We start from the raw sequence: 18,000 nt of genomic DNA, 5'->3' as shown, positions 1-18,000 counted from the left end.
CAAGAACCTCGGCCATATTCAAGAGGCGCGTGATGAGCAGAACTTCTGTGATGGCATTGGCTTGGCGACTTGGAGTCGCGAAATTGCTTGTGGTGTGCATGATTGCGCCGCTTGCAGCCAAGGATGTGGGCCCGGTGACAAACCTGCCCCTGCCTCGCTTTGTGTCGCTCAAGGCCGCCGAAGGCAATGTGCGCCGCGGCCCATCACTGACGCACCGGATCGACTGGGTGTTTCAACGCCGCGACATGCCCTTGCGCATCACCGCCGAACACGGCCACTGGCGCCGGGTCGAAGACCGTGACGGCCTTGGCGGGTGGATCCATTATTCGCTGCTCTCTGGCACCCGCACCGTCATCATCGAACAGGACATGATGACCCTGCGCAGCCGCCCCGAACCACAGGCCCCTGTCACCGCGGCCCTTGAGGCGGGCGTGATTGCGCGCCTTGGCAAGTGCGACCTGGAATGGTGCCGCGTGTCCTCGGCAGGATACAAAGGCTGGGTGCCCAAGGCACGGCTTTGGGGTGTGGCTATGGACGAAGTGCGCGACTAGTCCAGCGCCGCAATCACCCGGATTTCGACAACAGCCCCTTCGCGGCGCAACCCTGCGACCTCAACAGCCGTCCACGCCGGGTACGGCGCCTCGAGGAAGGTCTTGCGCACCGCGTCAAACGCATCAAAATGCGCCCGCAACCCCACGTGATAGCTGGTCATTTCGACGATGTGCGTCAGCGCCATATCGGCCTCGGCCAGCACGGCCGCGATCTTTTCAAAGCAGGCGTGAAACTGCGCCTTCTCCGTGGCCGGCATCACGCCATCTGCGCCTGCGCCCGTGACGCCTGTCATAAACACGTGCCCACCGGACAGGATACCGGGCGACATACCGGCCCTCGCGCAAGCATCGCGCAAGGCAGGTGGGACGAGGGCGCGTCTGGACATGGGCACTCCTGCGGTTGCTGGCCTGCGTTTCACGGCTGGCCTTTTCGGCTGTCACGGCTAGGCTACACGCACCGACATTGAATTGACGAGACTATTGATGAAAGCCATCTCCTATTCCGCCTTCGGCCCGGCATCTCAAGTGCTGCATCTGGTGGATATGCGCAAACCTGAACCGGCGGCCGGCGAGGTGCGGGTCGCGCTGCATTTTTCCGGTGTGAACCCGTCGGACGTCAAGGCCCGCAGCGGCAGCCGTCCGGGTGTGACCAAGCCTGCGTTTGACCAGATTGTCCCACACAGTGACGGGTCTGGCGTGATCGAGGCAGTGGGTGCGGGCGTGTCCGATACCCGCATCGGTGAGCGGGTCTGGATCTGGAATGGGCAATGGCAGCGCCCCCTTGGAACCGCGGCGACGCATATCACACTGCCCGCAGAACAGGCCGTGCCCTTGCCCGAAGATGTATCAATGGAAACGGGCGCTGTGCTGGGCATTCCGGGCCTGACTGCCGCCCATGCAGTGTTTGGTACAGGCGAAGTGCGTGGAAAAACCCTGTTGATCCATGGCGGGGCGGGGACTGTCGGGCTTCTTGCCGTGCAACTGGCCAAGTGGGGTGGCGCCCGCGTGATCACAACCGCACGGGGCAAAGGGATGGCCCGTGCCGCGCAGGTGGGGGCCGATACGGTGCTCGACTACACTGACCCCGACCTTGGCGCAGCGATTTTGGCCGCAAATGACGGCGCGCTGATCGACCGGATCATCGACACGGAATTTGGCGTGAATGCCGCGCTCGATGCCGAGGTGATTACGCCCAACGGGGTCATCGCAGCATATGGCTCGGCCAGGGACATGTCACCCACCCTGCCGTTCGGCCCGTTATTGTTCAAAGCCGCCACAATCGACATCCTGCTGATCTACCTGCTGCCGCCACCCCAACGGGACGCGGCGATCAAACGCCTGCATGCGGCACTGGGGGACGGCGCGTTGGTGTGCCCGGTCCACGAAACCTTTGCCTTGGCAGACTGCGCCGCCGCCCATGAGGCGGTTGAAGCGGGCGCGCGGGCGGGCGCAATCCTTGTGGATACCCGTCCATGATCCGCGCACTGATCCTGACGCTGTGCCTGATGGGCTCAGCCGCATTCGCCCAGACCGCGGACCAGCCCCAAGGCACAATCACCGTCGCCGACAGCGCCAGCCAGGACGCCGCCATCGCCGTGCGGATCCGCGATATTCTGGGCGAGTTGGACAGGTATGACGGGGTAACGGTCGCGGTATCCTCGGGCATCGTGACGTTGCGCGGCACCACCGTCGACACCGCCACCGCCACCCGCCTCAACGATCTGGTCGCCCGGGTCGAAGGAGTCGTGGCCATCGAAAACGAGGTCACCGAAACGACAGATGTGGCCGCGCGGCTGAACCCGGCGGTCAACCGTTTTCGCACGCGGATCGAACAGGTAGTCGCCCTGTTGCCGCTGATCGGGGTCGCCATCGTGGCCTTTGGCATGGTCTTGCTGGCGGGTATTTTGATCGCTCGGATGAAGTATCCTTGGGACCGGATCGCACCAAACGCCTTCATCGCCAATATCTACCGACAAGTGGTGCGAATGGTCTTTTTTATCAGCGGGTTAATCATCGCACTTGATATTCTGGGGGCGACGGCACTGCTTGGTACGATCATGGGGGCCGCCGGGATTGTCGGCCTTGCCATCGGCTTTGCGGTGCGCGACACGGTCGAGAATTTCATCGCCTCGATCATGCTGTCGATCCGCCAGCCCTTTCGGCCCAATGACACGGTAGAAATCGAGGGCGACATCGGCAAGGTGATCCGGCTGACCAGCCGTGCGACGATCCTGCTCAGCTTTGACGGCAATCACATTCGCATCCCCAATGCGACCGTGTTCAAAAGCCGGATCGTGAACTTTTCCACAAATGTCGAACGCCGGTTCGCCTTCGAGATCGGGATCGCCTCGGACGCGGATCTGGCCAGCATCCGCGATCTGGCGAAACAGACGGTCGCTGACCTGCCCTTTGTGCTGCGCATCCCCGAACCCATCGTGTGGATTGAACGCATCGGGGATGGTGCGATTTTTATGACGGTCACAGGTTGGATTGATCAACACGAAACATCGCTTGTGCGTGCCAAAGGCGAGGCTTTGCGCCTTGTCAAATCCGCCGTCGAAGCGGCAGGGGTCGAAGTGCCAGACACAACCTATCGCATTCAGCTGATGGGTAGCAGTCAAGCGGTCGCAACCGAAGCCAAACAACCGATTGCCCCCGAAAAACCGGCACCGATCAAGCCGGCAACGGTGGACGATGTTCAGGAATTTTCCGACACCGCGCTGGATCGACTGGTCGATGCGGAACGCAACGACCCACAAGCTCCCGATCTGTTAACCGAAGACGCACCCAAGGAATGACTTTTTTGGGACCAAGGGGCTTGCACGCGCGCCACGAGCAGACTAATTAGCGCGTCACGTTGGGATGTAGCCAAGTGGTAAGGCAACTGTTTTTGGTACAGTGTACCGTAGGTTCGAATCCTACCATCCCAGCCAAACACTTCCTTGTTTCCAGACACTGATTAGTTGCCACGTGAATGTCGCGTGTTTTCGGGTGGTTGGCAGACAGGGATTTCAGCAGAGACGCAGACAAGAGCACGAACCAGACGGAATTCTGGTCGCAGTCTCTGTTTGCGATTCCGGCGGTACTAGTTTGCAGATTTCAGGGGGTTTTGTTTCAGAGCGCAGCGAACTGTTGGCGCTGTTCTGACCAGACAGCAGAGAAGCGGGTCTTGATCAGGTAGTCCGTGGTGAGGCCATCGGGCTGTTCACCCGTAGCGATACCGTCAAGAAACTCAGGCGCGAGCAATGCCAGATTGGTCACGTCCTGCACACGACGCTTCGAGACGCCTTCGGAGACAGCAATTTCGGAGAAGGTTTTCCCTGTAACAACCATCGCCAGCCAGCTGCGCCCCTTTATTATGTTCGGCACCAGCGTTCTATCGATCTCCGCAGGTGCCTCGCCAAGATGCAGTTTTAGTTCTACGCCGCGCCGGCGCATCTGGAATGGAACTATGATTGTCAATTCAGCCGGATTGATCCTCTCAGGCAGGCAACCGAGACGGTTCGCGAGTTTTTCCGTGCTCAGCCTTACTGCCAGAGATCCTGGTCGCAGATCGGCTCGTTCAAGCAAAGCCATGTGATCCGTCAAATTGCCTTGTTCCTTAAGCCTTTTCGATACGTCTGAAAGTTCGGTGGCCGTCAAGCCTTCAGTCATTGCCACCGCGGCACCGGGTCTGCTCAGATGCTGCCCGATCAGTTCAGCCAGCAAGCCCTCCACCTGATCTGCTGGCAGCCGCCAGGCGTACGGATGCTTCCGGCTGCGATCTTTGACCAGTCTACGGGATAAATAGTAGCGAAGTCGTTTGCCGTTCTTTCTGCTGTGACTGGGCGTCAGACGATCGCCCGTTTCATCAAAGAGCTTGCCCGCAAGCAGTGATCTGGTGGCCTTTTGTCTGGAGCCGCGAGCAACCGCCGCCCCGCTCTGAAGCATGATCTGCACCTTGTCCCAAACCACCGGATCAATGATGGCCGGATGCTGTCCCTCATAGACCTGTTTCTTGTGCCGGATTCTCCCGGCATAAACCGGGTTGCTGAGAATATGCTGGAGATGGCCACGATCGAAGTGAGTACCACCTGAGATCCGGACACCGGTAAGTTCGCGGCGCCGGGATCTGAGATCAAGTTCCTCTGCCCGTTCCTTTACATCACGCAGGGTGCCAAGTTTCAGATAGAGGTCATAAAGCGTCCTGATCGTTTCAGATTCGGTCTCGTCTATCTTCAGTGTTCGGCCATTTGGCTGATAGCCTGTCCGTCATCAAATGGTTTGAGCGCACAGCGCGAACTCCTTGAGCAGGCCTTTGCCACCGGAGACGACAGCATCGTTGAGAAAGCACTGGTTCACGTCACCATGGTTCGCCGCATGAAGAAAAACGGGACACTGGAATGGCAACGTCTGGACCCAGACGAATAACCGCATAGCCTAAGATGATCGGTTCAGCAGACTATTCACGCTAGAACCCGCTAACCGACAGATGCATTGCGATGCCCATCGCGATCGCTTTGGAATTGTGACCTGCCGTGATTCCTCGCAATAACCTCACATGAAATTTGATCATCCAACCCTGGTTCTCGCACCGCCTTTGGCGGTCTTTTTGTGCGTGCCATTGGCCAAGTTGCGTTCTTGGGCGGACGAAGTTGCGGTTCTAAATGGACTCTTCTGAAAATGTGATTCAGTTTCAGTGGCTTGAAAATTCGGCAGACTCCGATTTAGACCGGACGCCACAATCATTTGTGTGTCGTCCGGCATGAATCGCAGCGTATGTCGGGCGAAAGGACAGCTTTCGACATTCCAGACGGTTTCAGTCAGCTTCGCCTGTCGGTCAGTCCCCAAGAAGTGCCTGGAAAACTGAACCCGCAAGCTTGCGGCGCAGCCACGTCGCACGGCAAGACCCCCTCGGCCACATTCCGCACCAATGCCAGCACAGTTCACAATGACGTCCACGGGTCTTTGAAGTGCCACAGGCCTGTACTAGTTTGCCCAAGACATCCCCCGCTTGAGGCGGGATGCTCCGGTTGGTGGCGCGACCGGCATTGACACGTCAGGAGCCCTTGGATGCTTTTTCGCTACTCCGCTGCTTGTGTTTTACTCGCAGCAGCACTCCCGGCCCTTGTGCAGGCCGAAACCGATGCGCAATCCCAACCCACCGTCGATCTTGAATTGAACACGATAACCGACACCGACGCTGCGTGTCGTCTGAGCTTTGTGGCGCACAATCAGACCACCTCCGCGATCGACAAGGTGGTTTTCGAAACCGTCATCTTTGACAGCGCGGGCGGCGTGGCCACCCTGTCGCTTTTTGATTTCAGGGATTTGCCACAGGGCAGGCCCCGGGTGCGCCAGTTCGATGTGCCCGGCATCCCCTGTGCCTCTATCGCGCGCGTCTTGATCAACGGCGCAAACACCTGCACCGCCGCCGGAGCGGAGAGCGACATCTGTGACCGGGCCCTGTCGACCCGCAGCCGGATCGACGTGGAATTGCTCGGATGACTGTCTTTGACGCCCTTAGCGGTTTTTTCGCACTTGGCGGGCCGGTCGTCTTGGTCCTGTTCGCGATGTCCGTGCTGACACTGACCGTCACCCTTTACAAGATATGGCAATTTTCAGTGTCAGGTGTGGGGCGTCACCGGGTCTTGTCGGACGCCCTGCGCCTCTGGGACACGGGCGAGCAAAGTGCGGCGCTGACCAGATTGGGTGCGAGCCGAAGCTATCTGGCCCCTCTTCTGGGCAGTGCCATGGCCGGATCGCAGCGGCCTGGGATCGAGGCGCGGCTTGACGCAGAGGCGGGGGTCGCACTTGCAAGCCTTGAGCGCGGGTTTCGCGTGCTCGACACCATCGCCCAGATTGCGCCCTTGCTTGGGCTGTTTGGCACGGTCATCGGCATGATCGACGCCTTCAGAAGCCTTCAGGAGGCCGGGTCGTCGGTTGATCCTTCGTTACTGGCGGGCGGCATTTGGGTTGCGTTGCTGACGACTGCCGTAGGTCTGGCGGTGGCAATCCCCACCTCGATGGTGCTGACCTGGCTGGAAAGCCGGACGGCACGCGAACGGGTCTTTGCCGACAAGGCGCTGCGGACCGTACTTGTGCCTGAAAGGGCCGCGCAAGAGGCAGCCGATCCGACCTATAGCGCACGCGTCAATGCGTAACCCCGCACCCTTCAAAAGACGCGCGGTGTCGATGACCCCTTTGATCGACGTCGTCTTTCTGCTGCTTTTGTTCTTTATGCTGACATCGACCTTTTCGACCTTCGGAGAGATTGAACTCAGTCAGGCCGCGGGCGGACGTTCTGCTCAAGGTCCAACGCCAAACCGCGCCTTCGTGCAGTTGGGCGAAGATCGCCTGACGCTCAATGGATCGGAGGTGACGCTGGATGAGCTGGCCGAAACGGTGGAAGAGGGGCAGGTTCTGGTCAGCCTTGACGACGACGCCACGGCCCAAAGAGTTGTGGACCTGTTGGTCCGGTTGCGTGGTCGCGAAGCGTTGAGTGTTCTGGTGCTGGAATGACGCGATGATCAGAGCCACACCCCAGACACGCAAACGCGACCCCTCCATCGCCTTGATCAACATCGTATTCCTGATGCTGGTGTTCTTTCTGATCGCCGGGACCATTGCTGCGCCTTTGGACCCAGACCTGAAACTTGTAGAAACAGCCGAGCTTGAAGGCCGCGAACCACCCGATGCGCTGGTGTTGCGCGCCGATGGAACGTTGAGTTTCCGGGGCGATGAAACGAATGTGGAGGCGTATATGCAAATCCACGCGGATGGCCCTGTGCGTATCGTGCCAGACCGAAACGCCAATGGTTTGCGGATGATGGAGATCTCGCGCGCGCTGCGCACCTCTGGCGCGTCCTCGGTCATCCTCGTTACCGAGCGATCCTTGGAATGATCCGCAGATCGACCGCCATTGGCGTTGTCGCGCTGATCCTGTCCTTGATCATCCACGTTCTGGGCCTTGCCCTGACGGGGGCGGACATGTCGTCGCCCGAAACGGCGGACCAGGGTGTCGAAAGCGTCGAGGTGGGCAATGATTTTGCGGACCTTGCCGAAACCAGCATAACACCGGTTGAACCCGAACCGGCTGAGCCTCCCGAACCGCCCGCCGAAACCCCGTCAGAACCAGTCGAGGCCGAAGCGCCCACCAGCCAAGCCCTCGTTGCGTCCTCCAGTCCGCAAGCGACGGCGGCACCGGATAGCGGCCCTGCCGATGCGGTACAGCCGACCGTCAGCGAGCCGGTGTCGCCCGAGACGGCAGATACGCAAGATGCAGATGCGTCTGCGGCCGAGCCGCAAAACACCGCTCCGCCTGTTGCACCCACGCCTCCGGTCGAAACAGACGCTGAAGACACCGCGGCAGGCAGCCCAGACGGGGCCTCACCACCCATCGCCTCCCCCCTTGCACCATCTGTGGTGTCGGAACCTGTCGTGACACCGCCCGCCGCGCCGCTGGCCGCAGCACCCCTACCTGACGTCATCGCCGCCCTTCCACCCGAGCCCGTGCCCCCGGAAGACCCGCCCGCAGAAATCGAGACCGACGAACAAGCCCCCGAGAGTGATACATCCGAGGCAGGCACAACAACCTCCCTGCGTCCGCAACTTCGCCCATCGCCCCCGTCCGCGCAGCCGTTCGGCGCGGCGGATGGAACGGCAAGTCAAACAAGCCCCCCCGCGCCCCCGAGCAATCTGATCGAGTCCCCCCTGACGGCCTTCAAACGAGACGGCACAAACCTGTTTGCGGGGAGGCGCGCAGGGTCGCAATCCAGCGGGTCGCGCTCTGGTGGTTCCCTCGGTCCGGGCAACTCAAACGTGACCAACTATGCGGGCAGGGTTCTGATGCAATTGAACCGCGTGCCGCCCGTGCCCGTTTCCGCGCGCGGTTGGGCGCGCGTGTTGTTCAGGATCAATCCTGACGGGACTCTGGCAACCGTCGACATCATTGATGGCAGCGGATCATCAGAAATCGGGCGGGCCGCCAGAGAGCATGTGCGCAGAGGCGCGCCCTTCCCGCCACCGCCCGGGGGACAAAGTAGGGCGCTCAATTTCGTGTATCGGATCCAGCGCTAGACCATGGGGTTTTGGACGACCAGCCAGGGCTCTGTTGCACAAATGAGCTAGTGGGGTTCACCGTATGAATCCAGCGTGATAGCTGAGGGTATGAGCAATTGAGCCCCTGCGAAGTACAAGACGACGAATTGGCCGTCTTACAATGACAGCTTGAAGCGGCGCGGATCATTGTCAATCTGGTTTGATCCCGAGATGGTTTGGGCGCCTCCGCGTAGCCGCAAAGACGGTCGGCAACAGCAATTCAGTGATGTCGCCTTCCAAACATGTCTGACCTTAAAGGTCTTGTTCGGGATGACGTTGAGGCAGACAACTGGTTTCGTCCAGAGCCTGTTGCGGTTGGCCGGGTTCGCGGCCAAGGTTCACTAGGGTCAGGACCCATTGTTTTCCGCTTGTCTGCGTGATCCTCAGCCCGAAAAACGAGCGGTGAATATGTCTGATTTAATCTGGTTATCCGACCCGCAGATAGCGCGTCTTGAGCCCTACTTTTCCAAACCCCACGGCAAGCCTCGCGTAGATGAAAGGCGTGTTTTTGAGCAGGGTTATTTTCATTATTCGCAACGGTTTACGGTGGCGTGATGCGCCAAAAGAATACGCTCCGCGCAAGATTCTCTATAACCGATGGAAGCGATGGAGCGATAAGGGTATTGTTGTACAGATGATGGCCGGTCTGGCCGCTGATCACGGCGAAAAGACGACGGTTATGATCGACACAACTTACCTCGAAGTCCATCGAACGGCGTCCAGTCTGGGCGTCAAAAAAGGGGACGTAGACGTGTGATTGGGCGCACGAAGGGCGGCATGAATACGAAACTGCACGCCATCTGCGATAGCCAAGGCCGTCCGCTCAATCTCTTCGTCACAGCCGGTCAGGTCAGTTCAGCGATTACATTGGCGCGCATGCCCTATTGCGTGGCATGCCGGATGTCGATTGGCTCCTTGGGGACCGTGGCTACGACGCGGATTGGTTCAGAGAAGCGTTGAAAGACAAAGGGATACGCCCCTGCATCCTCGGTCGTAAGCAACGCAAGACTGCCATCAGATACGACAAACGGCGTTACAGGCACCGCAACCAGATCAAGATCATGTTCGGTAGGTTTAAGGACTGGCGGCGCGTAGTAACTCGATATGACAGATGTCCAATGGTCCTCCTCTCCATAATCGCCCTCGCGGAAATCGTTATTTACTGGTTATGAGTCCTGAGCCTAAGAGCGCGTGACGCACAGAGTTACAGGAAGTTCTTGAGCTTGAAAGCAAGTTTATTTTTGAGGCCGAGGTATCGGCAGAACTTGTTTGGTGGGCAGATTCCGTTGGCCTTGACGTCAGAAGGCCAGCCCCGTGGAAAATGTCAGTTGAAACAAAAAGTAAAATAGATCAGCTTCGCGTTGTTGACCAACTTCTAGAGGGAAAGAATGGCATGAACATTCATTATGTAGCGCGTAGCGCTGCTGGCGTGGTGGCGCTGTGTGCGGCCCCTGCTATTGTCCACGCGCAGACCGTTGTGCCTTACTGTTCGGACCTTCACCCGCAGCTTAATGTAGGCACCGACTGTCAATTTCCTTTTGGCGATCATGAAGCGCGCAATGTGTTTTTTGATTACAACGAAGACGTCACGCAACTAATCATTAAACACCGATACGATTCCGGGGAGGTTTACCTGACCTCTGACCCGATCGACATCGAAGACCCCGTCGCTGTGCCCGTGATGCGTGATTTCACGGCGGATGGTCAGGATGAATTGCTCATTGGGATGGGCGTTCACGCCGACCATAATTTCTATGAGATCTGGGGGTTTGCTTATGATGAGGCCCTAGAGAACCTTGTGTTCAAGCGGGTCAGTTCGTTGTCCACAGTTGCTCTACCGCATGAGATCGTGTTGAACGGCCCGTTTGTCGAAACAGTGGTCGATCGGAATGATATTTCTATCAGCATCATTGGCGACATGGTTCAGGGCAATGACATGTTCACGGCCTATTCCATGGATATCGATTTGTATGATGAATCGTGTTCAGTCGAACTGGGCGAGCTTGGGCGCGATATGGAGCTGGTAGAGGCGGAACTGGTGGCGCGCTGCGAGTCGATGCGTTGGAACGCGCTGTTTCCGCTGGAAGATGACAGCCATCGCGCCCTCGAAGGTCCGCCTTTGTGCAGCGACCTAGAACCTGGAGATGGGCCGAAGGAGTGCATTCTTGTATCAAGCGCAACCGAACTTTGGTTCCGTTTTGGAGAAGACAAAGTGGAGTTGTCGCAGACCTTTTTTGATGGGCGTTTTGGGCTTCAGGATGAATTGAAGATGTGGGGCACATCTCTGAACCCGGGCCTGCGCGATCTGGACGGTGACGATGTCGAAGAGCTGTTGATTCCGCTGGGGTCGGACAACGTAAACACCGAATTTGCGGTTTGGCAGGTGATCGACGGTGCTTTTGCGCCGGCAGGGGTGCTTTTGGCATTTGGGATTGATGCCATTGAGATTCAGGATGGTATGATCATTTCATCCGAGCGCGGGAGTGCTGCAACTTACACTGAAACTGGGCGCAAGTTGACGTCGCATGGGTTTACCGAGGTCTATACGCTCGATGTCGATTATTCGCGCGCGGCGGGCGAGCGCTGTGCGCTGACAACGTCTAATAGCTTGAGTGCCTTCGGTGTCGATGCAGATGCTTTGCTGGCGCGTTGCGAGGCGAGCGCAAATTAGTAGCGCAACAGGTGCGACAGACGCAGCATCAATCAGTTAGGGTCAGGACACATAACCAATAAATGACGGTCGCTGCGAGAGCGATTGCAGAGAGCAAAGACCTTTGGACATCGGTCGTATCTGGTTGCCACGCGCCGCCAATCCTTCAGGCGGCCAAACATGATCTTGATCCGGTTGCGGCGTTTGTAGCGATGCTTGTCGTACTTTATCGGTTTCTTCCGCCGCTTCCGGCCAGGGATGCAGGCGCGTATTCGATGAGCGGGTCCGTCCATTGATCGAGGCAGACCCGGTTTTGTCTCATGCACTTTTGCCACTGCTAGATGCGCGGGCTGTGCTTTACAAAACCTATCGCGAGTTGGACCGCCGTGTGAAGCAAGCGGCCAGCCATGATGAGACCTGTCTGCGCTTCATGGCGATCCTCGGTGTCGGCCCTATTGCGGCCCTGACGTGCCGTGCGGCTGTCGATGATCCAGCGCGGTTTACCAGCTCTCGCACCGTTGCCGCTCACTTCGGCTAAACCCCGCAACGATATCAATCCAGGGAGATGGATACCTGAGGCCCATCGAACGACGTCCAGTCTGGGCGTCAAAAAGGGGGGCGTGGCCGTCTGATTGGCCGCACCAAAGGCGGCATGAACACCAAGTTGCATGCTATTTGCGACAGTCGCGGACGTCCAATCGACCTGTTCGTCACCGCCGGTCAGGTCAGCGACTACATTGGCGCACGAGCGCTGCTGAGCAGCCTACCGGATGTCGATTGGCTGCTCGGGGATCGTGGCTATGACGCCGACTGGTTCCGGGAAGCGTTGAAAGACAAAGGGATATGCGCCTGCATCCCTGGCCGGAAGCAGCGGAAGAAACCGGTAAATTACGACAAGCGCCGCTACAAGAGGCGCAACCGGATCGAGATCACGTTCGGCAGGTTGAAGGATTGGCAGCGTGTCGCAACGCGATACGACAGATGCCCGAGGGCTTTCCTGTCAGCCATCGCCCTCGCGGCTCTCGTCATTTACTGGCTATGAGTCCTGACCCTAGCCTGATTGACCGCTACCGGATCGTTCGGGAAACCCGCGACGGTCGCGTGCTCGATCTTGAGGTCACCCTTTCCGATTGGGTTTTCAATGCCATTGCCGGTGACGATGTGCTGACACTCAATCGCCGTTATTTTCAGCTTCGCAGGCCTCTGGGGCGCCGTTTGTATGAGCTGGCCCGCAAGCAATGCGGTACGCAGCCGGAGTGGAAATGCGGTCTGGACAAGCTGAAGGCCCGAACCGACTCTACGCCTCGGATAAGGAATTTCGCAGACTTGTTCGGGCGATCTGCAAGACTGATGAGGAACACAACCACATGCTGGATTATGCTTTCCGACTGGACGCGGACATTCTCATGGTAACGCCCAAACCGAAGTTTCTGGATAACTACACAGCAAAGCCAGAACAGGACGGACTGACAGGCGGCTATGTCCTGCCCCTCTTGCCAGACACCTTGGAACGCGCAAGGGAGCTGGCCCCGACATGGGATATAAGGGTTCTGGCTGGAGAATGGCGGACCTACGCAGCCAAACAAAAAGAGCCACCTAAGAACCCCGACGCCGCGTTTCTCGGGTTTTGTAAGAGCTGGTTCAAGAAACGCGGGCGCAACGGCTGGTAGAGTATTTACTCAAACACTTATTTGCTCAAATACTCAGACCATAGATCACGGGTGATATCGGAGATTGAACGGCCCTCCTCGACCGCTCGCATCTTGATTTTCCGATAGAGCGTCTCTTCAATCTCGGCGTTCAGGCGTTTCTTCTTCTCGGTTGTTTCGGTGATTTCGTGCAGGATGCGCTTGCGGACATCATCGCCACGGCTCGGACGTTTTGCGGACAATGCCATTACGCCACCTCCCTTATCGCCGGTGCCAGCATCGCCAATATCTCGTCGCTTAACGCCGTAGTCTCCGCCCTCGCTTTGGCGTTGTCAGCATCGAACACGGTCAGCCCCTCGGATGCGGTCTGGGGATACACCTGCCGTTGTGTGATCATTGTTTCGCAGACCGGCAAAACGTAGTCATCCAAGGCCGTCCGCACATCGCTGCCAAGCCGGGTTCCCTCCACGACACGGGAAACCACAAAGCCGGCACGCGGCGATCCGTCCGTCACGTCCTGCCGAGCCTTGATGAAATCCACTAGGTCCGACGCAGCCCAGATGTCATACGGTGAAGGCTGCACGGGGATCAGAACAAAATCACTGACCTTTATGCAGGCCGCGATCATGTCTCCAGCTTTGCAGCGCCATCGATCACTACGTAATCGTAGTTTGCGGCCATGCTGGCCAGCGTCTTGACGTTGTTGGGACGGTCCAGCGCGACCAGTTCGATGGGATTATCTTCACTGGCAGCGTGCCAGTCACGGGCGCTGCCTTGTGGATCACTGTCCACGATCAGGACCGAATGTCCCAGTTCGTGTAGCGATCTGGCAAGATTGGTACTTATTGTGGTTTTACCGCTACCACCTTTGGGATTCAGGACGGAAATAATACTCATGCTCTACCTCATTTGTGTTTTTACTCAAAAGAGTAACTGAGTGTTTGAGTTGAGACGAGCCCGACTACAGATGACGGCCCACATCCATACTCTGGTGTAGGATGCGGATCACTTCGATCCCAGCCTTGGTTGTCCGAAAAAACACGAAGTGCTTTCCAACAGCATGCTTCAGGTAGCCTGCACGCACGTCCACGTCGCGCCCACGTTTCTCGCCGCGCGCAAGGCTGCTACAGGTGTTCTGAATATCATCTGTATAGCGGTCAGCCTGGTCGCCCCCCCATTCTTCGACGGTGTAGTCCCAAATGTTATCGAGGTCCGCCGCTGCGGCAGGCGAGAAGGTGACAAGGCTCATCCGTTGGCCTGGTTAAGCTCTGCTCGTTTGCGCGCCTTGAACTCATCGAAGTCGAAGGGCTGCGGCTCTCCAGACCGCTCGCCCTCAATTAGAGCGTCTTGAAGGGCTTTTACTTTGCCTTCATGCTCTTCAAGCAAGCGCAGACCGGCGCGCACAACATCGCTGGCCGAACCATAACGACCTGCCTGAACCTGGGTGTCGATAAAGCTGGCAAAGTGATCGCCAAGGGACATAGATGTGTTTTTGGGCATGATGGGCCTCCTATGAGGAGTTTATACCAATAATTGGTATTGATCAAGGCCACCCATTTACTCAAATACTCATTTGAGGCTTACAGATGACGTTTGAATTAGTAAGGCAGGGGGGCTGCAATGCGGACTTTTCTGCCGTTCAGACTTTGCACATGAATGGCCACTCGAGTTACATAGCGACTTGAAACTCAAAGCCATGACGGGCCGTAGGAAACAGATTTGATTGCGACTGGCTAAAGCTGTTTCGATCTCGCCTTGTTCTCAAGTGCTGCAATTGATGCACCGATGAGAACAAGCGGTAACGCAAACAGAAAACTGGTTGCGAGCGGCAATCTGAAGATGAGCAAATCCGCCAGAACCGGCCAAAGAAGGGCGACGTATTCGAACGGCGCAAGCCTGGACGCTTCAGTATAGCTAGGCCAGTCTCTTCTCCTAGCTCGCGTAGTGCTGTCTCGTGTGGCTGTTCGCCCCATTCCATTCCACCGCCCGGTAAGGTCCAAGCCCCCGATTTCGGATGTCCGGTCTTGCTGAATTGCGTCAATAGAATCTGCTGTTGTGCATCAACAGCTACGACATAAGCTGCTGCCCTTTGCCAATCGATATTCATGTCAGGGCCTTTTCAGTTTCCAAAAGGAGACTTTGGCGGCAACGCAGCATTCCTGCAAGGTGGGCTCTCAACCGTCGTTCTCTGCGCGCTGCCCGAACGTCTGGTCTCGAGAAGAGCGATCACACCAGCCCATTCTCAACAACATAACAAAATACAAATTTTCCGCGCCTGTACCCTACCAACTTCAGACCCTTGGCAGTCAGAAACCAAACACTGATTTTCCTCAAAAAACCTTCACGTGAATAATGATTTTCCTGCGCCAAGGCGTCAGAGTCTAGGCAAGCCAAGAGGCTGTTTTAATGAGGAAGATTACAATGGAAACATATTTTAGAGCTTTCAGGTACGACACTTCGGAACAACGAGTGATTTACGAAGCCGAATACAACACAGACATCACTGTCGAACCGATGTACCGGTTTTTGATCAACATGAGCCACGGCTCGGAGTTACCCTTCGGCTTCGGTTTTATAAAGGGTGTGTCCCTCTCGATGAAACTTCAAGAACCCTTCCCTGTAGAATATCACCCACTTCTGATCCATGGATTGAGGCCGAGCACCACGCTTGAGGAGTTCCCATTCGTGTTCGGTGACTTCGACATCCAAAGGCTGTTCTACAAACTTCGGGCGCACTGAGCTTAACTCTGTCCTCTGAAAGCTTCAGGTCAACAAAGGCAAGCCTCTGTTTTTGTGGTGCTTAAAGCTACCATTCGCGGACAGGAAATCAACGGCAGCTTCGCCCGCACCGTTCGCGTTGGCTAGCCAACCTGCGAATGGTCGCGGTTGCCTTGCTCCGCTCAGATCCCAGCGACGCTCAACTCCATGTCGATTTCCTGAAACGCCTCGTTCGTCGGGTAGCCTGTCGTTCGGATCCCCTCGTCAAGCGCTACCATGTCAGCATCAATGTGCCCCAATGCGCGCGACAGAAAGATAATCTCAACTGGTATGAGGTCGGCACCAAAGTGGGCCAGAAGTGCGCCGTATGGGTCCCCCGCGTCACAGTATGTGGGCCGAGCCAGCATGGCCTGCTTCAAGGAAAGCTCATTGGTCGAGTGAAACAGTTTCGGCACAGCGTTAGCTTCAAGTATTGCGCGAAATACAAAGGCAATTGCCCCCCAGTCACGCGTTTTGTCTTTCCTTGAAGACATTTTTGCCAAGACAGGCTCAATGCCTTGCGCAAGCTTATGAAGAATAGGCGATGCCAGAGTTTGTCTTCCGGTGAGCGCAAGACTGATTGCCAAATGCAAAGTCGTTGACACACTGGTAGGCGACCATCGACTTTTCACAAGCGGCGTGCTGGCATCAATACGCCAGTGCAGCAAACGCAATTCTGTAGCAAGACGCCACCGGCCAAAATTGATCGCCTCAATATCACCCACATTCAAGCAGTCTTTGTGGCTTCCAATCTCGCATACATTGGCAAGAAACGAGAATGATGGCTGCTTGCCACCCTCGGAGAGAAACCGTTTGATCGCGATGACTGCCTCAGCCAATTTGCGGTCGAAGTCAACCTCCGAATGTGCTGACTTAGTACGCTGGAGCGCGTGTTGAGTCCGACTGCCAGTATAGCCGCCCATTTTCAGCCTCCGAGATCAAACAATTTTATTGCCCGTAAGAGGCAGGTCTTGATGGCACGCGCCCCATAGCAGCCATTCGCGCAGAGGCAGCGAATGTCAACTTCGTCCCGCACCTTACCGCTGAGAATGAAATCACGGGTCCTTCCTGGGGGTCACAACGTGGGTATATTCGCGCCCCGTTATTTTGGACGGTTTCGAGTTTACGAAAAGTGGGTTTTTGGGTTGTGGTTGTTGTCGTCAAACCCCTCCGTCAGCACCCTGTTGCGCAAGCACAGGTCACGGGTGACTGGTCCGAGGCTGGTTTCGAGCGGGAAGTGTCCCAAGAGTTGCAAGGCCAGATCGGCCGTAGCGCATCGGGGACCTACGTTCCAACGGCCGCCTTGGCGGGACGCGCCTTGGTTACGACCGGAACCGCGCCGTCGCTGATCGGCACGCAACAAATGCACGACGCTTTTATCGAGGTCCTGAAACTGCATCCGCATCGGTCGGCCAAGGAAAGACACAATTTTATCGCCGCCTGAATTTGCAATGTCGATAGACGACATACGTGTTCAGGTTTTCTCGGCTGTGCGGATCAACCGACAAGTTCAGACGAACCAGGGACACCCAGCAAAACGCATCAAGCGCATTTGGCATGCTCTGTCCAATGCACTTGCTGATTTTGACGGTGGGGTCATCCCTAAATTAGATGAGCCAACGTCGGCGATCATCCAAATTTGCCACCAGAGCGTCTTCGTGGACCTGGAGGTTTGTTGCGGGTTCGAGGATGAATCAAGCAGCAAGCCAACGCCATCATTGCTTATGTTGACAATGAGCAAGCAGGGTGGAACCAAAGAGCCCGTCAAAATCTGGAAAGACGCCCAAGAAGCCGCCTTGGAGATTAAGTTACAAGAGATCATCACCGAAATTGTTGTTCTGGCAGAGATTAAAGAGCGGGATGCTCAAACGGCCAGATATGCATGGCAAGTTGCTCAGCTAAAACAGGAGTGGACCAACCAACTTGAATGTGATGCACAGCGCCAAAACGCATCCGTGGCACGCTGGGATCGCCTCTTCGAAACTGATCGTTCAGTTGGGCTATCCGTTGGATTGTGGGTGACGCCATTGGGGATCTCCTCCAGTGGGGTCCAGCTGCGTTATGGCGATATGGTGCTAATAGCGACTGAAGAGTGATTCCGAACAAAGGCGCAGAGCGTTCGTTTGGTTAACAGAAAATTAGCTGCTCCGAACGAGTCTGGGCGATAATGCTTGGAAAAGGGTGGCACCACGATGTTCGTCGATCAGAACTTATACAAAAAGGCGTTTGAGGCATACGTGTCCGTCATCAAATGGTTTGAGACAGATGGCGGTTTGACTTTGAGGAGTCGTCGCTCATCTGGGCTTAGTTAAGC

At 56.9% G+C, this 18,000-nt stretch carries 24 protein-coding genes, 1 tRNA gene and 5 pseudogenes; 19 read left to right on the top strand and 11 right to left on the bottom strand.

Going from position 1 to position 18,000, the window contains the following annotated elements; all coding sequences use genetic code 11:
- Positions 1–98 precede the first annotated feature (98 nt).
- Positions 99–551 carry an SH3 domain-containing protein gene (locus Q0859_RS19970; RefSeq protein ID WP_299154689.1) on the top strand — a complete coding sequence of 151 codons (453 nt, stop codon included), beginning with the start codon at positions 99–101 and terminating at the stop codon, positions 549–551.
- Here the strand turns inward: Q0859_RS19970 and Q0859_RS19965 are convergent.
- Entirely contained in the window at positions 548–937 is a 390-nt protein-coding gene (locus Q0859_RS19965; protein WP_299154617.1) for a RidA family protein, read from the bottom strand. The two genes, Q0859_RS19970 and Q0859_RS19965, sit on opposite strands and share 4 nt — an antisense overlap.
- A gap of 97 nt (positions 938–1,034) precedes the next feature.
- Between Q0859_RS19965 and Q0859_RS19960 the strand changes: the two genes are divergently transcribed.
- From Q0859_RS19960 to Q0859_RS19950, 3 genes are all read left to right on the top strand, one after another.
- A complete protein-coding gene (locus tag Q0859_RS19960) occupies positions 1,035–2,027 on the top strand; it encodes an NADPH:quinone reductase (protein ID WP_299154614.1) in 993 nt (330 codons plus the stop codon).
- On the top strand, positions 2,024–3,349 hold the full coding sequence (locus Q0859_RS19955) for a mechanosensitive ion channel domain-containing protein (protein WP_299154612.1): 1,326 nt from the start codon (positions 2,024–2,026) through the stop codon (positions 3,347–3,349). The genes Q0859_RS19960 and Q0859_RS19955 overlap by 4 nt, the downstream gene beginning before the upstream one ends.
- A 60-nt stretch (positions 3,350–3,409) precedes the next feature.
- A tRNA-Gln gene (locus Q0859_RS19950) sits at positions 3,410–3,484 on the top strand.
- Between the two features lie 181 nt (positions 3,485–3,665).
- Here Q0859_RS19950 and Q0859_RS19945 read toward each other — a convergent pair.
- Both Q0859_RS19945 and Q0859_RS21570 read right to left on the bottom strand, forming a co-directional pair.
- On the bottom strand, positions 3,666–4,481 hold the full coding sequence (locus Q0859_RS19945; RefSeq protein ID WP_299154609.1) for a hypothetical protein: 816 nt from the start codon (positions 4,479–4,481) through the stop codon (positions 3,666–3,668).
- A 3-nt stretch (positions 4,482–4,484) separates the two neighbouring features.
- A pseudogene (locus Q0859_RS21570) lies at positions 4,485–4,766 on the bottom strand (recombinase family protein); the annotation flags it as partial.
- A gap of 837 nt (positions 4,767–5,603) precedes the next feature.
- Between Q0859_RS21570 and Q0859_RS19940 the strand changes: the two are divergent.
- The 8 genes and pseudogenes from Q0859_RS19940 (at position 5,604) to Q0859_RS19905 (ending at position 11,301) form a co-directional block, all read left to right on the top strand.
- Entirely contained in the window at positions 5,604–6,038 is a 435-nt protein-coding gene (locus tag Q0859_RS19940; RefSeq protein WP_299154607.1) for a hypothetical protein, read from the top strand.
- Positions 6,035–6,694: a MotA/TolQ/ExbB proton channel family protein gene (locus Q0859_RS19935; protein WP_299154605.1), complete on the top strand. Its 660-nt coding sequence runs from the start codon at positions 6,035–6,037 to the stop codon at positions 6,692–6,694. Before Q0859_RS19940 ends, Q0859_RS19935 begins: the two co-directional genes overlap by 4 nt.
- Positions 6,695–6,725: 31 nt before the next feature.
- Positions 6,726–7,052, top strand: coding sequence for a biopolymer transporter ExbD (locus tag Q0859_RS19930; RefSeq protein ID WP_299154603.1), 327 nt, complete (start codon positions 6,726–6,728; stop codon positions 7,050–7,052).
- 4 nt (positions 7,053–7,056) lie between these two features.
- A complete protein-coding gene (locus Q0859_RS19925; protein ID WP_299154601.1) occupies positions 7,057–7,434 on the top strand; it encodes a biopolymer transporter ExbD in 378 nt (125 codons plus the stop codon).
- Positions 7,431–8,609: a TonB family protein gene (locus Q0859_RS19920; protein WP_299154599.1), complete on the top strand. Its 1,179-nt coding sequence runs from the start codon at positions 7,431–7,433 to the stop codon at positions 8,607–8,609. The genes Q0859_RS19925 and Q0859_RS19920 overlap by 4 nt, the downstream gene beginning before the upstream one ends.
- A gap of 150 nt (positions 8,610–8,759) precedes the next feature.
- Positions 8,760–8,954: pseudogene (locus Q0859_RS19915) on the top strand (transposase); the annotation flags it as partial.
- 84 nt (positions 8,955–9,038) lie between these two features.
- Positions 9,039–9,802, top strand: a pseudogene (locus Q0859_RS19910) (IS5 family transposase).
- Positions 9,803–9,951: 149 nt separating this feature from the next.
- On the top strand, positions 9,952–11,301 hold the full coding sequence (locus Q0859_RS19905) for a hypothetical protein (RefSeq protein WP_299154595.1): 1,350 nt from the start codon (positions 9,952–9,954) through the stop codon (positions 11,299–11,301).
- 28 nt (positions 11,302–11,329) lie between these two features.
- Here the strand turns inward: Q0859_RS19905 and Q0859_RS19900 are convergent.
- Positions 11,330–11,552: pseudogene (locus tag Q0859_RS19900) on the bottom strand (transposase); the annotation flags it as partial.
- Between the two features lie 56 nt (positions 11,553–11,608).
- Between Q0859_RS19900 and Q0859_RS19895 the strand changes: the two are divergent.
- From Q0859_RS19895 to Q0859_RS19885, 4 genes and pseudogenes are all read left to right on the top strand, one after another.
- Complete coding sequence (locus Q0859_RS19895) at positions 11,609–11,818, top strand: transposase (protein WP_299154592.1); 210 nt, start codon at positions 11,609–11,611, stop codon at positions 11,816–11,818.
- Positions 11,819–11,846: 28 nt separating this feature from the next.
- Positions 11,847–12,322, top strand: a pseudogene (locus tag Q0859_RS19890) (IS5 family transposase); the annotation flags it as partial.
- The gene (locus tag Q0859_RS21565) at positions 12,262–12,693 is read left to right on the top strand and encodes a replication initiator protein A (RefSeq protein ID WP_366523235.1); all 432 of its coding nucleotides are present in this window, start codon (positions 12,262–12,264) and stop codon (positions 12,691–12,693) included. The pseudogene Q0859_RS19890 and the gene Q0859_RS21565, both read left to right, overlap by 61 nt.
- Positions 12,648–12,950: a hypothetical protein gene (locus tag Q0859_RS19885; protein WP_299154589.1), complete on the top strand. Its 303-nt coding sequence runs from the start codon at positions 12,648–12,650 to the stop codon at positions 12,948–12,950. The genes Q0859_RS21565 and Q0859_RS19885 overlap by 46 nt, the downstream gene beginning before the upstream one ends.
- A 17-nt stretch (positions 12,951–12,967) precedes the next feature.
- Here the strand turns inward: Q0859_RS19885 and Q0859_RS19880 are convergent, their stop codons facing one another.
- The 6 genes from Q0859_RS19880 to Q0859_RS19855 all read right to left on the bottom strand — a co-directional run bounded on the left by Q0859_RS19880 (position 12,968) and on the right by Q0859_RS19855 (position 15,036).
- On the bottom strand, positions 12,968–13,177 hold the full coding sequence (locus Q0859_RS19880; RefSeq protein WP_299154587.1) for a plasmid partition protein ParG: 210 nt from the start codon (positions 13,175–13,177) through the stop codon (positions 12,968–12,970).
- Positions 13,177–13,557 carry a hypothetical protein gene (locus Q0859_RS19875; RefSeq protein ID WP_299154585.1) on the bottom strand — a complete coding sequence of 127 codons (381 nt, stop codon included), beginning with the start codon at positions 13,555–13,557 and terminating at the stop codon, positions 13,177–13,179. The genes Q0859_RS19880 and Q0859_RS19875 overlap by 1 nt, the downstream gene beginning before the upstream one ends.
- A complete protein-coding gene (locus Q0859_RS19870) occupies positions 13,554–13,826 on the bottom strand; it encodes an AAA family ATPase (protein ID WP_299154582.1) in 273 nt (90 codons plus the stop codon). The genes Q0859_RS19875 and Q0859_RS19870 overlap by 4 nt, the downstream gene beginning before the upstream one ends.
- A 64-nt stretch (positions 13,827–13,890) precedes the next feature.
- Entirely contained in the window at positions 13,891–14,178 is a 288-nt protein-coding gene (locus Q0859_RS19865; RefSeq protein ID WP_299154579.1) for a type II toxin-antitoxin system RelE/ParE family toxin, read from the bottom strand.
- Complete coding sequence (locus tag Q0859_RS19860) at positions 14,175–14,429, bottom strand: type II toxin-antitoxin system ParD family antitoxin (protein ID WP_299154576.1); 255 nt, start codon at positions 14,427–14,429, stop codon at positions 14,175–14,177. Before Q0859_RS19860 ends, Q0859_RS19865 begins: the two co-directional genes overlap by 4 nt.
- A 169-nt stretch (positions 14,430–14,598) precedes the next feature.
- Positions 14,599–15,036 carry an NUDIX domain-containing protein gene (locus Q0859_RS19855; RefSeq protein WP_299154573.1) on the bottom strand — a complete coding sequence of 146 codons (438 nt, stop codon included), beginning with the start codon at positions 15,034–15,036 and terminating at the stop codon, positions 14,599–14,601.
- A gap of 314 nt (positions 15,037–15,350) precedes the next feature.
- Here Q0859_RS19855 and Q0859_RS19850 point away from each other — a divergent pair, with 314 nt between their 5' ends.
- Positions 15,351–15,668, top strand: a complete 318-nt coding sequence (locus tag Q0859_RS19850) for a hypothetical protein (RefSeq protein ID WP_299154571.1) — start codon at positions 15,351–15,353, stop codon at positions 15,666–15,668.
- A gap of 161 nt (positions 15,669–15,829) precedes the next feature.
- Here the strand turns inward: Q0859_RS19850 and Q0859_RS19845 are convergent, their stop codons facing one another.
- Positions 15,830–16,609 (bottom strand): hypothetical protein, encoded by a 780-nt coding sequence (locus tag Q0859_RS19845; RefSeq protein WP_299154568.1) that lies wholly within the window; start codon positions 16,607–16,609, stop codon positions 15,830–15,832.
- A 209-nt stretch (positions 16,610–16,818) separates the two neighbouring features.
- Between Q0859_RS19845 and Q0859_RS19840 the strand changes: the two genes are divergently transcribed.
- Positions 16,819–17,130, top strand: a complete 312-nt coding sequence (locus Q0859_RS19840) for a hypothetical protein (protein ID WP_299154566.1) — start codon at positions 16,819–16,821, stop codon at positions 17,128–17,130.
- 7 nt (positions 17,131–17,137) lie between these two features.
- Positions 17,138–17,782 carry a hypothetical protein gene (locus Q0859_RS19835; protein ID WP_299154564.1) on the top strand — a complete coding sequence of 215 codons (645 nt, stop codon included), beginning with the start codon at positions 17,138–17,140 and terminating at the stop codon, positions 17,780–17,782.
- Positions 17,783–18,000: the final 218 nt, after the last annotated feature.

It is taken from the genome of uncultured Tateyamaria sp. (genome assembly GCF_947497045.1).
Lineage (GTDB): Bacteria > Pseudomonadota > Alphaproteobacteria > Rhodobacterales > Rhodobacteraceae > Tateyamaria.
This window is presented reverse-complemented; position numbering and strand designations above follow the sequence as displayed.

Bases quoted from the DNA above. Each gene is read 5' to 3' on its own strand.
- Q0859_RS19965 (WP_299154617.1), bottom strand. From the start codon at position 937: ATGTCCAGACGCGCCCTCGTCCCACCTGCCTTGCGCGATGCTTGCGCG.
- Q0859_RS19885 (WP_299154589.1), top strand. From the start codon at position 12,648: ATGCTGGATTATGCTTTCCGACTGGACGCGGACATTCTCATGGTAACG.
- Q0859_RS19865 (WP_299154579.1), bottom strand. From the start codon at position 14,178: ATGAGCCTTGTCACCTTCTCGCCTGCCGCAGCGGCGGACCTCGATAAC.
- Q0859_RS19855 (WP_299154573.1), bottom strand. From the start codon at position 15,036: ATGAATATCGATTGGCAAAGGGCAGCAGCTTATGTCGTAGCTGTTGAT.
- Q0859_RS19860 (WP_299154576.1), bottom strand. From the start codon at position 14,429: ATGCCCAAAAACACATCTATGTCCCTTGGCGATCACTTTGCCAGCTTT.
- Q0859_RS19835 (WP_299154564.1), top strand. From the start codon at position 17,138: ATGTCGATAGACGACATACGTGTTCAGGTTTTCTCGGCTGTGCGGATC.
- Q0859_RS19945 (WP_299154609.1), bottom strand. From the start codon at position 4,481: ATGCTTCAGAGCGGGGCGGCGGTTGCTCGCGGCTCCAGACAAAAGGCC.
- Q0859_RS19955 (WP_299154612.1), top strand. From the start codon at position 2,024: ATGATCCGCGCACTGATCCTGACGCTGTGCCTGATGGGCTCAGCCGCA.
- Q0859_RS19970 (WP_299154689.1), top strand. From the start codon at position 99: ATGATTGCGCCGCTTGCAGCCAAGGATGTGGGCCCGGTGACAAACCTG.
- Q0859_RS19880 (WP_299154587.1), bottom strand. From the start codon at position 13,177: ATGGCATTGTCCGCAAAACGTCCGAGCCGTGGCGATGATGTCCGCAAG.
- Q0859_RS21565 (WP_366523235.1), top strand. From the start codon at position 12,262: ATGCCCGAGGGCTTTCCTGTCAGCCATCGCCCTCGCGGCTCTCGTCAT.
- Q0859_RS19960 (WP_299154614.1), top strand. From the start codon at position 1,035: ATGAAAGCCATCTCCTATTCCGCCTTCGGCCCGGCATCTCAAGTGCTG.
- Q0859_RS19845 (WP_299154568.1), bottom strand. From the start codon at position 16,609: ATGGGCGGCTATACTGGCAGTCGGACTCAACACGCGCTCCAGCGTACT.
- Q0859_RS19850 (WP_299154571.1), top strand. From the start codon at position 15,351: ATGGAAACATATTTTAGAGCTTTCAGGTACGACACTTCGGAACAACGA.
- Q0859_RS19940 (WP_299154607.1), top strand. From the start codon at position 5,604: ATGCTTTTTCGCTACTCCGCTGCTTGTGTTTTACTCGCAGCAGCACTC.
- Q0859_RS19905 (WP_299154595.1), top strand. From the start codon at position 9,952: ATGTCAGTTGAAACAAAAAGTAAAATAGATCAGCTTCGCGTTGTTGAC.
- Q0859_RS19875 (WP_299154585.1), bottom strand. From the start codon at position 13,557: ATGATCGCGGCCTGCATAAAGGTCAGTGATTTTGTTCTGATCCCCGTG.
- Q0859_RS19935 (WP_299154605.1), top strand. From the start codon at position 6,035: ATGACTGTCTTTGACGCCCTTAGCGGTTTTTTCGCACTTGGCGGGCCG.
- Q0859_RS19925 (WP_299154601.1), top strand. From the start codon at position 7,057: ATGATCAGAGCCACACCCCAGACACGCAAACGCGACCCCTCCATCGCC.
- Q0859_RS19920 (WP_299154599.1), top strand. From the start codon at position 7,431: ATGATCCGCAGATCGACCGCCATTGGCGTTGTCGCGCTGATCCTGTCC.
- Q0859_RS19870 (WP_299154582.1), bottom strand. From the start codon at position 13,826: ATGAGTATTATTTCCGTCCTGAATCCCAAAGGTGGTAGCGGTAAAACC.
- Q0859_RS19930 (WP_299154603.1), top strand. From the start codon at position 6,726: ATGACCCCTTTGATCGACGTCGTCTTTCTGCTGCTTTTGTTCTTTATG.